Here is an 11,852-nt window from a genome sequence, read left to right as displayed (position 1 = left end):
ACGAACAAGACAAGTTCCGCTAACGCCCGCGCGTCCGAAAAAAGTGCCCGCTGCCGTTTTCTATCAGGGAGTCAGGTCCAGAATCTGCTGGACGTGGTGTTCCAAATGAACCGCGTAGTCCTCAATCAGCCAACCTAGCGTCACAGTGTACCCGTCGTCGAGCTGGCACCGAAACTCGTGGGCTGTGGCCGGCACCCGCTCCAGCAGTCGAATCAGCTGCCGGTTGTAGCTGGTCCATAGGTGCAGCAGCTCGTCCGTGGGCGCGTTCTGGTAGTCCGCTACCCGTACCCAGGCATCCTGGTCATATGACTGCACCAGCAGGGGCTCGGGGCTAATGAGGGCCAGCACAAAACGGCGGTGGTTGTTGGCAGCCGAGTCAATGAGGTGTCCCAAAATTTCCTTGCGCGACCAGCGGCCCGGCGAGGGCGCCTCGGCTAGCTCCTGCTCCGAGCAGGTGGAAAGATGCTGGCTTGTTACCTCCAAAAGCTCACGCAAACGCTCACAAACTGCTTCCATCATCAGGGCGGAGTAAGGAAAAGAAAACCAAGTGCTTACACTTTCCATGCTTGGGTACTGGCGCAAAGATGGCAGGATAAGATTGGAACTATGGTGAGTATCAGAGACTTTTAATTTCTTTCGCTGCCTCGCCACTTGTTTCGCTCGTCCATGACTGCTCCCGCCGCTACGGTTCCGCTTGCGCCTACTTCCTCACCAATCATTGAAAACTCGGCCGTAACGGCCCTTTTCAGGCGGCAGCAAGCTCGGGCGGAGGCCTTGCGCCGCGAATCAGTGGAAACCCGTGCGGGACGGCTGCGCAAGCTCAGCGCCTGGATAACGGAAAACCGCGCCGCCATTCAGCAGGCGCTCTACGCCGATTTTCGCAAGCCCGCCGCCGAAACCGACGTTACCGAAATCTGGTCGACGCAAACGGAGCTAAAGCACACGTTGCGCCACTTGCGCCACTGGGCCCAGCCGCGCAAAGTTGGGACGCCGCTGTCATTGGTAGGCACGCGCGGCTGGGTGCAGTACGAGCCCAAAGGCGTGTGCCTGATTATAGCGCCCTGGAACTACCCCTTCTACCTGGCCCTTGACCCGCTCGTATCGGCGCTGGCAGCCGGCAACTGCTGCATCATCAAGCCTTCCGAAATGACGCCAACGGTAGCGGCCTTGCTCGCGCGCATGTGCCAGGAGCTGTTTGACCCGGCCGAGGTGACGGTAGTGCAAGGCGACAAGGAAGTAGCCACCGAACTGCTTGCGCTACCCTTCAACCATATCTTTTTCACGGGCAGTCCGCAGGTAGGAAAAGTGGTGATGCGGGCCGCTGCCGAGCACCTGACCAGCGTGACCCTGGAGCTGGGCGGCAAAAGCCCCGCCGTGGTAGACGACACAGCCGATTTGCGCGATGCCGCCGAGAAAATCGTGTGGGGCAAGGGCATCAACGCCGGCCAAACCTGCGTAGCCCCCGACTACCTGCTGGTGCACGAAGCCGTCCGCGACCAGCTGATTGAGGAGATTCGGGCGGTAGTGCAGCGCTTCTACAACCCCTCCGGCGAGGGCATAGAGGCCTCCAAGTCGTTTGCCCGCATCGTAAACGACCACCATTTTGCCCGGGTAGCGGGGCTGCTGGCCGAGGCGCAGACCCAAGGTGCCACCGTGGCGCTGGGTGGGCAAACGGATGCTTCGCAGCGCTTTATGGAGCCCACCGTGCTGGTAGATGTGCCAACAGGCAGCCGGGCCATGCAGGAAGAAATTTTCGGACCGTTGCTGCCGGTGCGCACCTTCCGCACTCTCATGGAAGCCGTAGACGAGGTGAACTCCCGCCCGCACCCGCTGGCTTTGTACGTGTTTACCCAAAATGCTGAGCATCAGCGCTACCTGCTCCAGAACATTCCCGCCGGCGGCGCTTGCGTTAATGAAACGATTCTGCACCTGGGCCACCCCGAGCTACCCTTTGGCGGGCTGGGCAACAGCGGCCTGGGCCGGGCCCACGGCCTGGCTGGCTTCCAGGCCTTTAGCAACGAGAAGTCGGTGCTGAAGCAGCGCGTAGGCCGCACGGGCCTCAAACCCATCTACCCGCCTTATACTCCCCAAGTCAAAAAGCTAGTGAATTGGCTAGTAAAGTGGCTCTGAGGTGAAATGGTGAGGCAGTGTCATGGCGAGCGGCGCGAAGCCATCCTTCCTCTCCTCGTGACAACCCTTCCAGATATGATAAGCCCTTGACGTCTGTGCTGACGTCAGGGGCTTGTTACATTATACATTACCAGGTTTCGAGCAAAGGAGAGGAAGGATAGCTGCGCTTCGCCCGCCACGACGATACATCATTTCACCCATGCACTTAATTACCCAGTCTCCACTTCGCCTTTCGTATGCAAGCCGAGTATTTCTGGGGAAAAATGCCGAACTTTTAGGGCCCCGGATTCTCTTAGTTGCGCCGGAGCAGCCTGCTCGATTTGCCTTCTTATGCAGTTCACCGATGCCCAGTGCGCTACCCTGCGCGCGCTTGCTGATACATTTATTCCTAGCCTGCCGGCGCCCCAACCTTCTGCTGATGCGGCGTACTGGGAGCGGAGCGGTTCAGCAGGAGTTAATTTAAGCAAAATTGCGCTGGTGCTGGAGGCCCAGCCTGCCAGCGCCCGGCAAGAATTTCTGCATCTGCTGCAATTGCTGAACACGCCCACGCTGGGCCTAACGTGGTTCGGGCCCCTGCGGCCGTTTGCCCGGCTGGCCCCGGAGCAGCGCGAGAAACTGCTGCAGAGCTGGGCGGCCAGCAACGTGCCCCAGTTGCGCAAAGGCTTTCACGCCCTGCGGAAACTGTTCGTATTTCTGTTTTACGGGGGCTCCACGGCCGAGCAGGGCAACTTCGTGTGGGAGCACATCGGCTACCCCGGCCCCCAGGTGCCGGACCCCACAGTAGCGCCCGAAAAGCCCATCCAACTCCTGTACCCCACCCACGACGAGGTGCACTACGACTGTGAGGTGCTGGTGATAGGGAGTGGGGCCGGCGGCGGGGTAGTAGCCGGCGAGCTGGCCGCCGCTGGGCATGAGGTGCTGGTTCTGGAAAAAGGACCCTACTTCCACGGGCCCGACTTTACCCAGCGCGAGGTGGACATGCTCGGGGCCTTGTATGATGCCCGCGGCGCCTTGAGCACCCAGGATGGCGGCCTGGCCCTGCTGGCCGGCTCCTGCCTGGGTGGCGGTACCACCGTAAACTGGGCCGGCGCCTTCCGCACCCCCGATTATGTGCTGGAGGAGTGGGCCCAGGAGCACCACGTGCCCCACTTCACCAGCCCCGATTTTGCCCGGAGCCTGGATGCCGTAAGCGCGGCCCTGAGCGTCAATACTGATTATGTTCGCCATAACGGCCAGAATCAGGCGCTTTGGAATGGCTCCCAGGTCCTGGGCCACGACGTGAAGCTGATTCCGCGTAATGAAAAGGGGCTGAGCGAATCGGAAGCGCACTTCTGCGGCCTGGGCTACAGTGGTTTCGGCGACCGGCACGGCATTAAACAAGGCACCCTGAACACCTACCTGCAAACGGCCTTCGAACACGGAGCCCGCCTGCTGTGCAACACTTGCGTGTCGAGGGTAACGATAACGCAGGGGCGGGCCAGCGGCGCGGAAGCCACACACACTACCCCCGAGGGCCGCACGATACGGGTAACGGTACGCGCTAAACGGGTGGTAGTGGCCGGGGGCTCCGTTCAGACGCCGGCCTTGCTCTTGCGTAGCGGCCTGCGCCACCCCCATCTGGGCCAGCACTTGCATTTGCATCCCACGGTAGCCGTTTCCGGCTTGTACGCCCAGGCTATGGCGCCCTGGCACGGCCCCATGATGTCGGTGGTGAATGACAGCTTCACGCGCCTGGGGGGTAGCAACTTCGGGGTGAAGCTGGAAACTCCGCCGGCCCATCCGGGCCTGATGGCCATGGTGTTGCCTTGGTGCTCGGGGCGCCAGCACAAGGCCCTGATGCAGCAGGCCGCCCACCTGGGCTCCTTCATCGTGCTGACCCGCGACCGGGACGGGGGCCGGGTAACCATCGACAAGCACGGCATGCCCCTAATCGACTACACTCTCAGCGAGTACGACCGAAACCACCTGCTGCAAGGCGTGCGGGCCGCCGCCGAGGTGCACGTAGCGGCCGGGGCTCACACGGTGCTGCTACCCCACGGCACCCTACCTACTCTGCACGCCGAGAACGGCCGCTTGCGCAACCCCGAGGTGCTGGCCGGCTTGCCCTACCTGAGCTGGAAGTCCAACCAGTTTGGCCTGTACAGCGCCCACCAAATGAGCACCTGCCGCATGGGTGGGCAAGCTGCTACCCACCCCACCAGCCCCAGCGGGGAGCTCCATGACGTGCCGCACTTGTTTGTAGCCGATGCCTCCGCCTTTCCGGCCTGCAGCGGCGTAAACCCCATGCTCACGATTATGGCCTTGGCGCATCACACGGCCCAGCATCTAAAGGAAAGCCTGCGGGCCGAAGTAGTTTGGCGGCCGGCAGTGGCAGCAGCAGGAATAGGCTGAACATAGCCGTCGGCACATTTTTCGCGTAGGGAAAGCACACGCCTTTCTCCCCGCGCTTATGTCTGCCTCCCGCTTCACCCTGTCCCTTGTGCTGGCCGCTAGCCTGCTCGCCAGTTGCGCCCGCCGTCACAACGCTACCATTCCCACCGCCAAATCGGCGCCGGTGGCAGCTCCCGCGCCGGTAGTGGCCTCCTCCGCCGCCCGCGACCTGACCGACGTACTCACCGAAGAACTGAACCTTACCGGGGAACAGCGCCGCAAGGTGCGGGCCGTGTTCACGAACACCGCTGAGCAAGCCAACGCCGCCCAGCAGCGCCTCAGCAGCAACCGCCCAGCCCTCATGGCCGAGCTCAAGCGCATCAACGCCGCCTCCGACCAAGAGCTGCAAACCATCCTCACCGTCACGCAATACAAGCAGCTCAAAGCCAAGCAGCGCCAAGTGCAAGCCCAAATGCAGGCCCGCAAAGCGCAGTAGCAGTGAGATGGTAAATGAGTGAGTTGCCCCGGTGAGCGGCACGCTGCCGTTCATTCTGGCCAGCGTACTACCCTTCTAGGTACAACAAGCCCTTACCTCCGCGCTGGAAGTAGGGGTTTGGCTTGTTAGAAGGCCTGTCACAAAAGAGAAGAACGATGGCCTCGCGCTGCTCGCCAAGACAACGTATTCATTCACTACCTCACCATTCCACTTCAGCGGTGCCTCAACCTTACGCGGTCCGGTGCGTTTGCCACTGACATCTGCTCCTTAACCCTGCTTTCATGGTCCGTCGCCAGCCTTATACTCTTCATTTCAACCCGAAGCACAGCCTTAACGCTTCTGGTAAGCACGTCCGCGACGGGCTTTCGTCGGCTTTGTGTACCGGCGACAACCTGTGGCTGAGCTGCGACGAACGGACCTCCATTGAGCGCCTGCGTCGAACTGGCCCCCAGGAGTTTGGCGAACATTGCTCCTACGAGCTGTCGGAACTACTTGATTTGCCTTCGGATAAAACGGAAGAGATTGATATTGAGGGGTTAGCGGAAGGCGACTATTACCTCTGGATTGTGGGCTCTCACAGCCTGGCGCGCAAAAAAGCCGATGCCGAAGGCGAAGACCACGCCAAGGAAATTGCCCGTCTTACGCAAGTGAAGTCGGAGGCAAACCGCTACCTGTTGGCCCGGGTGCCCATGTTGCTCAACCCCACCACCGGTAACTACGAGCTCTTCCGCGAGGCCCCGCACCCCACCGACCCTACCCAAACGCTTCGGGCGGCCCAACTCCGCTCCTCCGATGACTCCAACGACCTGCGCGACCTGCTCGCCAAAGACGCCCACCTCAAGCCCTTCCTCGATATTCCCGGCAAAGACAACGGCTTTGACATTGAGGGGCTGGCGGCAGCGCCTGATGGGCGACTGTTTGTGGGGTTGCGCGGGCCGGTGTTGCGCGGCTGGGCCATGGTGCTGGAGGTGCTACCCCGCGAAGACAAGCACGGCCGCCTGCGCCTGAGTGAGCTGCCGGGTGCCACGGAGCTGTACTACAAAAAGCATTTCCTGGCTCTGGGTGGCATGGGCGTGCGGGAGCTCCGTCAGTGCGGCCCCGACCTACTGCTACTGGCCGGCCCGACCATGGACTTGGATGGCACCATTGCCGTGTACCGCTGGCCCGAAGCGCTGCGCTGCCCCCAGGATAGCCTCGTGGGGCCCGATAAGCTGGAGCGCCTGTTTGATGTGCCCCACGGCTTCGGGCCAACCGCCAGCCAGGACAAGGCCGAAGGTATGGCGCTGCTAGACTCAGAACACGTGCTCATTGTGTTCGACAGTCCCGCTGATGCCCGCAAGCCGGCCGCCCACCACGTGCTAGCCGACCGGGTAAAGGTGCAAGCCCAGACTACCTAAAGCAGCAGCCCTAACTAGCTCCGCCCGGGTGCTTTCTACCTTGCGCCTGCTAACTCGCTATTTCTTCTCATGGCTTCTTCCCTGGTTCAAACGCCCGAAACTACCCACCGCATTCAGTTTCAGGACTGTGACATGCTGGGCCACCTGAATAACGCCCGCTACCTTGACTATTTCCTGAACGCCCGCGAGGAGCACACCATGCAGCACTACGCCCTGAACCTGGGGCAAATAACCCGCGAGCTGGGCGCCGGGTGGGTGATTACCAAGCACTACTTGGCTTACCTACGGCCCGCCAACCACGCCGAGCTAGTGCGAATTCGGACCCAACTGATCCACTACGACAACTCCAACTTAGTGGTGGAAATGCAGATGCTCAGCGAGGACGGCCAGCGCCTGAAAGCCGTTCTATGGTCAGAAATGGCGTTTGTGAAAGTGCCTGGCGGCACCCGCACCGAACACCCCGACAACCTCATGGACATGCTCGAAGAGCTGGACGTGGAAGATGCCAGCTACGACCCCGATGGCTTTGACGAGCGAGTGCGGCGGTTGCGCAAGCAGCTCAAGCGGGAACGAAACGAGCACGACTAAGCCGTAAGGCCAAAATAATGCGCCAACCCTCCCTGCGTTGGTCCGTTACATCAAAACCCGCCTTACGTCGCGTAGGGCGGGTTTTTCAATCGTATAAACCTGTGCATTACCATGAGTATTTTTGGAAGCAACGACCTGAAAGGCAAGAAAATAGCCATTGTTGCCACCGATGGCTTTGAGCAGTCGGAGCTAGAAAAGCCCAAGAAGTTTTTGGAAGGCGAAGGCGCCGAAACGCACGTCATTTCCTTGAAAAGCGGCTCCATTAAAGGCTGGGACGAGAAAGATTGGGGCGATAAGGTAGAGGTAGACAAGGTGATTGGCGACGTGAAGGTGGCCGAGTATGATGCCTTGGTACTGCCCGGCGGCCAGATGAACCCCGACGTGCTCCGCACGGAGCCCGAAGTAATTAGCTTTATCGGTGAGTTTGTGCGCTCAGGCAAGCCCGTGGCCGCCATCTGCCACGGCCCCTGGACCCTAATCGAGGCCGACGTGGTGCGCGGCAAGCAGCTCACCAGCTGGCCCAGCCTGAAAACCGACATCAAGAATGCCGGCGGCCGCTGGATTGATGAAACGGTAGTTGTGGATGGCAACATTATCACTAGCCGCAACCCCCAGGACATTCCCAACTTCAACGACAAGATCAAGGAAGCACTCGTCGGAAAGAACTAGGGCTAACACATTGCCTTATCGAAACAGCCTCGCTACTCCTGGTAGCGAGGCTGTTTGGCTTGTGAGCAACTCTATATTTTCCAGATCAGAAGCTGGTTACACTCCTTATAAAGCCAGCCCGCCCATCTGTTCACCAGCAATTGCGTTACTCCCTAACCCAATTCACTGCACGAACTGCAACAAATCGGTGGCGTACTGGTGATAGACAAAGTAGAAACCTACATCGAAAAAAAGCAGAAAGCCACCCTGCAGCCACAACGCGCGACCAAAGCCCGCCAGGCGCTCGGGACGAGAGGCGTGGGCGCTAGCAGCGCGGGCGCGCAACCAGCTGCCTATGCAAAGGTAGGCTACATCCAGGCCGGCATTGAAGAGCAGAATTTTCTCGAAACTGAACTGGGCGCTCAGGCTAGCGGCAAGGGATAAGCCTGCTGCCTGCTGCGGGTGCGCCTGCAAAATTCCCCACACAGCTAGCAGGGCATTTACCACGTTCCAGGCCACGTTCATCAGGTGGAAGTGGTGGGCTTCGGAGCGGGCATCCGTGCGGGAAACGTGGTAGCCACTCACCACCAAGTTCAGCAGGGCCCACGTGCCAAGCACGGCCATACCGCGCTCAACCAGCAGCTCACGGGCTTGATTAATGGCGGGCAGCGCTGCGGTAGCCGCAAATAGTATCATGGCAGAAATGGGGACTCTGATGAGCACTAGCAACAAAAAAGGAAGCCCCGAGGAGCTTCCTTTTTTAGGAACAAGAAGACGCCGGGCTAGTTGGAAATGCCAATGCCTACATACACCTGAAACGCACCGTTCTTGATGTTGTCAATGGCCTGGGTGCCAGCGCGGGTTGGATCTTTGATAATATCGTTGAAGCCTGCTACGTAACGGCCGCCCACGCGGGCCGGACCCACCCGAGCTTCCAGGCCCGCAGCCAGCCCATAGTCGAGGCTGCTGTAGCTATAGCCGTAGATAGGGTTGCCGCTAGCGTCGTTTTCATCAGCAATTTTCCGCTCCTGGCCGCCTTCACGCACTTTCGTGAGCAGGGAAACCTGGGGGCCTACGTGCACACTGACGTTGTCAAGGAAGTTGTACACCAGCAGCACCGGTACCTGCACGTAATCAAGGCGCGTGAAGTATGTGCCGGTGTTGTTGCGAGCGGCGGAGCTACCCTCGAACCCCTGACGGGTATAAAGGATTTCCGGCTGCACCGAGAACTTATCGTTGAAACCAAACTGGGCGTATGCCCCGGCGTGGAAGTTCTTATAGGTGCCGACGTCGCCGTAGTTCTTTTTTTCGTCGCCGCGTACGTGGGCCGAATTCAAGCCTACTTTAATGCCGAAACCGTTGTTGCGCGAGTCGCTGCCCGTACCGGGGGCGTAATCGGTGGAGGAGCGCAGGCCGCTTACCCGGGAGCTTCAGTCGGAGTTTGGGCCATAGCCGAGGCGCTCAGGGCGCAGCCGGCGGCAAGGAGTGCAAGTTTTTTCATGGGGTGGAGAGAGATGTAGCCGAAGAAAGCGCTGCCGGCCGTAGCCAAAGCAACATCAGTAAGCCGCTATACTTACGGCGGCTCAGAAGGTTACAGCACCAGCGTAGGGAAAGCGGAAATTTTGTACGTTGCCAGGAAGGATTATCTTTTGCAAAAACCTACCTTTGACCCTTTACGGCCGCCGCCAATAGGTTTTGCCGGGGTGTTAGCTCAGTTGGTTCAGAGCACTACCTCGACAAGGTAGGGGTCACTGGTTCGAGCCCAGTACGCCCCACGTCAAAGCCACCCGAATCCGAAAATAACCGCCTTTACGGGCGGTTATTTTTGTGTGAGGCCAGCCATACGTGCCCGTTTGTGCGGCGGCTCGCGTAGGTTCGCAGCATATGATTTCTATTGCCTGGGCCCCGCTCTACGCTCACCCGCTGCCGGCCAACCACCGCTTCCCAATGCTCAAGTACGAGCTCCTCCCGGAGCAGCTGCTCCGGGAAGGCATTGTGGCGGAAAGTGTCTTTTTCTCACCTTCCTCTCCGCCTGCCGAAGATGTGCTGCGGGTGCACGACCCTGAGTACTACCACCGGCTTCGGGCTGGGGAACTTACGCGGCAGGAGGAGCGCGCCACTGGCTTTCCTTGGAGCTCGGCGCTGATTGCCCGCGAAACGTGCATTCTGGGCGGTACGCTGGAGTGCGCCCGGCGGGCCTTGCAGCACGGGGTAGCGCTAAATATTGCCGGCGGCACCCACCATGCCTTCCGAGACCGGGGTGAAGGATTTTGCCTGCTCAACGACCAGGCCGCGGCGGCAGCCTACCTGCTGGCCCACCCAGAACTGGGGTAGGGCGGGTGCTCATCGTGGACTTGGATGTGCATCAGGGCAACGGCACGGCCCGCATCTTCCAGCAGGAAACACGGGTGTTCACCTTCAGCATGCACGGGCCCGCAATTACCCCCACCGTAAAGAGCAATCGGACCTGGACCTAGCCCTACCCGATGGCACCGACGATGCCGCCTACCTCCGCCAGCTGCATGCTACCTTGCCTCGCCTCCTAGATCAGCACCAACCCGATTTTGTGTTCTACCTCAGTGGCGTTGATGTGCTGGCTACCGACAAGCTCGGCCACTTGGCCCTAACCCGCGACGGGTGCCGCCGCCGCGACGAATACGTGCTGGGCTTATGCCATGCCCACAGCCTGCCAGTTGTGGTGTGCATGGGCGGTGGCTACTCCCCCGCATCGCCGACATCGTAGACGCCCACGCCAACACCTTCCGGGTAGCAGCCAACCTATGGGTGTAGTGGTGAGTGAGTTTGCCCTTCTAGCGGCCTGTTGTCATCCTGCGCTGGCGAAGGACCTTATCACGCGTGAACATGTCGTTGTACCGATTGTCGTGCTGACATGATAAGGTTCTTCGCCAGCGCAGGATGACAGATGGGTTTACTTACTCACGGAATCATTGAATCACCGCTTCACCACCATCACCTGCCAGCGGAAAGCCCAGCGCCAGCGCAGGTGGTAGTGTATGATGCCGGCTTGGGCAAGTAGCTGCTGCCAGTCGGGGCGGGTGAAGGCGCGGGCCACGGACAGGGGTGCATCGTGGCGCACGAGGCGGGAGCCGCCTAGCAGCCGCGTGAGCCAGCGAATACTGTAGTAGGCTAGCGGGTGGCGGTGCAGGTCGTTGATGACGACGGCCAGGCTGGCCTGCTGCTGCCACCGCTGCAGCAGCTGGGTGAGCTGCTCATCGGGGAAGTGGTGGCAGAAAAGGCTGGCCGTTACGATATCGAAGGGCTGCTGCTGAAATTCGGGGGAGAAAATATCGGCCTGCTGATACCGGATTTCGGGGTACTGGGTGCTGCGGGCGGCGGCGTAGTCCAGCATAAACGGGTTGGCATCTACGCCAGTCAGCTCCACGGCCACGCCCTGTTGGCGGGCCCAGCGCGCAATCTGGCGTAGGGTGTCGCCGCCGCCGCTGCCTACGTCGGCCAGGCGCAAGGGGCGGCCTGGGGGAAGTGGGGGCGCAGCCGGGCCAGGGCATTCAGCACCGGGGCGTAACCGCCCAGCCACGTGTTAATAGTTTCCAGCTCGTCCAGGTTTTGCCGAAGCTCCTCGGTGGCCAGGCTCAGGTCGTCCATCAGCTCTTCTTCCGTGGCACGGACGCGGAAATCAGGCATAGGTAGCAGTAAGACAAGAAAAACAAGGTGAGGCCAGGCCACGTGTGTGCTAGGCCGGCAAAATAGCCGCGTTTTCCAGCTGCTCAGCGTTGCGCTGAATTTCTAGCGGGAGCTCCGCGCCCCAGGCGACGGTCAGGAGCATGGCTTCCAGCGTTAGGCCAGGGCCAAAGGCAAAACTTAGCACCGGGGCGCCAGTATCGGCGGGCGTGAGGGTGCGCAGCAACTCCCGCATCACGAACAGCACCGTCGCGGAGGACATATTGCCGTAGTTGCGCAGTACTTGGTAAGCAAAGCGGTTGTCGTGGGTAGTCAGCCCCAGGGCCTGCTCAATCGACTCCAGAATTTTGCGGCCGCCTGGGTGAATGGCAAAAGCTCGAATGTCGGCTAACTGCACCGGCAAATCAGCCAGCAAGCCCGCCGTAAGCCGCCCAATGCCCTGCTTAATCATGCGGGGCACGTAGGATGACAAGGTCATTTCGAAGCCAAAGTCGTTGATGTGCCAGGCCATGTCGGCGTGCCCGTCGGGCTCCAGTCCGCAGTGAAAGGCCGTGAGAGCCAAG

12 protein-coding genes, 1 tRNA gene and 1 pseudogene are annotated in these 11,852 nt (G+C 60.5%); 8 read left to right on the top strand and 6 right to left on the bottom strand.

Translation table 11 applies throughout. The features are described 5' to 3' along the window. Positions 1–63 precede the first annotated feature (63 nt). Positions 64–582, bottom strand: coding sequence for a DinB family protein (locus tag MUN84_RS09700; RefSeq protein WP_244697830.1), 519 nt, complete (start codon positions 580–582; stop codon positions 64–66). Positions 583–666: 84 nt separating this feature from the next. Between MUN84_RS09700 and MUN84_RS09695 the strand changes: the two genes are divergently transcribed. The 6 genes from MUN84_RS09695 to MUN84_RS09670 all read left to right on the top strand — a co-directional run bounded on the left by MUN84_RS09695 (position 667) and on the right by MUN84_RS09670 (position 7,650). After that, on the top strand, positions 667–2,130 hold the full coding sequence (locus MUN84_RS09695; RefSeq protein WP_244697829.1) for an aldehyde dehydrogenase family protein: 1,464 nt from the start codon (positions 667–669) through the stop codon (positions 2,128–2,130). A 330-nt stretch (positions 2,131–2,460) separates the two neighbouring features. Then, positions 2,461–4,521: an FAD-dependent oxidoreductase gene (locus MUN84_RS09690; RefSeq protein ID WP_244697828.1), complete on the top strand. Its 2,061-nt coding sequence runs from the start codon at positions 2,461–2,463 to the stop codon at positions 4,519–4,521. Positions 4,522–4,579: 58 nt separating this feature from the next. Beyond that, positions 4,580–4,996: a hypothetical protein gene (locus tag MUN84_RS09685; RefSeq protein WP_244697827.1), complete on the top strand. Its 417-nt coding sequence runs from the start codon at positions 4,580–4,582 to the stop codon at positions 4,994–4,996. Positions 4,997–5,277: 281 nt separating this feature from the next. Further along, the gene (locus MUN84_RS09680) at positions 5,278–6,393 is read left to right on the top strand and encodes a DUF3616 domain-containing protein (RefSeq protein WP_244697823.1); all 1,116 of its coding nucleotides are present in this window, start codon (positions 5,278–5,280) and stop codon (positions 6,391–6,393) included. Between the two features lie 69 nt (positions 6,394–6,462). Further along, positions 6,463–6,981, top strand: coding sequence for an acyl-CoA thioesterase (locus tag MUN84_RS09675; RefSeq protein ID WP_244697822.1), 519 nt, complete (start codon positions 6,463–6,465; stop codon positions 6,979–6,981). A gap of 111 nt (positions 6,982–7,092) precedes the next feature. Further along, positions 7,093–7,650, top strand: coding sequence for a type 1 glutamine amidotransferase domain-containing protein (locus MUN84_RS09670; protein WP_244697821.1), 558 nt, complete (start codon positions 7,093–7,095; stop codon positions 7,648–7,650). Positions 7,651–7,812: 162 nt separating this feature from the next. Here MUN84_RS09670 and MUN84_RS09665 read toward each other — a convergent pair whose 3' ends face one another. Continuing rightward, entirely contained in the window at positions 7,813–8,325 is a 513-nt protein-coding gene (locus MUN84_RS09665; protein WP_244697820.1) for a DUF6992 family protein, read from the bottom strand. A gap of 86 nt (positions 8,326–8,411) precedes the next feature. Beyond that, positions 8,412–9,041 (bottom strand): porin family protein, encoded by a 630-nt coding sequence (locus MUN84_RS09660; protein ID WP_262920708.1) that lies wholly within the window; start codon positions 9,039–9,041, stop codon positions 8,412–8,414. Positions 9,042–9,329: 288 nt separating this feature from the next. Here MUN84_RS09660 and MUN84_RS09655 point away from each other — a divergent pair. Both MUN84_RS09655 and MUN84_RS09650 read left to right on the top strand, forming a co-directional pair. Further along, positions 9,330–9,404, top strand: a tRNA-Val gene (locus tag MUN84_RS09655). A 109-nt stretch (positions 9,405–9,513) separates the two neighbouring features. Continuing rightward, a pseudogene (locus MUN84_RS09650) lies at positions 9,514–10,419 on the top strand (histone deacetylase). A gap of 163 nt (positions 10,420–10,582) precedes the next feature. On the opposite strand, the gene MUN84_RS09645 reads toward MUN84_RS09650, so the two are convergent. From MUN84_RS09645 to MUN84_RS23725, 3 genes are read right to left on the bottom strand one after another with little or no spacing between them, the layout of a single operon-like run. Next, complete coding sequence (locus MUN84_RS09645; protein WP_244697816.1) at positions 10,583–11,113, bottom strand: methyltransferase domain-containing protein; 531 nt, start codon at positions 11,111–11,113, stop codon at positions 10,583–10,585. Further along, a complete protein-coding gene (locus tag MUN84_RS09640) occupies positions 11,095–11,292 on the bottom strand; it encodes a hypothetical protein (protein WP_244697814.1) in 198 nt (65 codons plus the stop codon). Before MUN84_RS09640 ends, MUN84_RS09645 begins: the two co-directional genes overlap by 19 nt. 49 nt (positions 11,293–11,341) lie before the next feature. After that, a complete protein-coding gene (locus tag MUN84_RS23725; RefSeq protein WP_317239164.1) occupies positions 11,342–11,851 on the bottom strand; it encodes a 3-oxoacyl-[acyl-carrier-protein] synthase III C-terminal domain-containing protein in 510 nt (169 codons plus the stop codon). Between the last annotated feature and the right edge of the window lies 1 nt (position 11,852).

The sequence above is a fragment of the Hymenobacter sp. 5516J-16 genome (genome assembly GCF_022919335.1).
GTDB classification, from domain to species: domain Bacteria; phylum Bacteroidota; class Bacteroidia; order Cytophagales; family Hymenobacteraceae; genus Hymenobacter; species Hymenobacter sublimis.
This window is presented reverse-complemented; position numbering and strand designations above follow the sequence as displayed.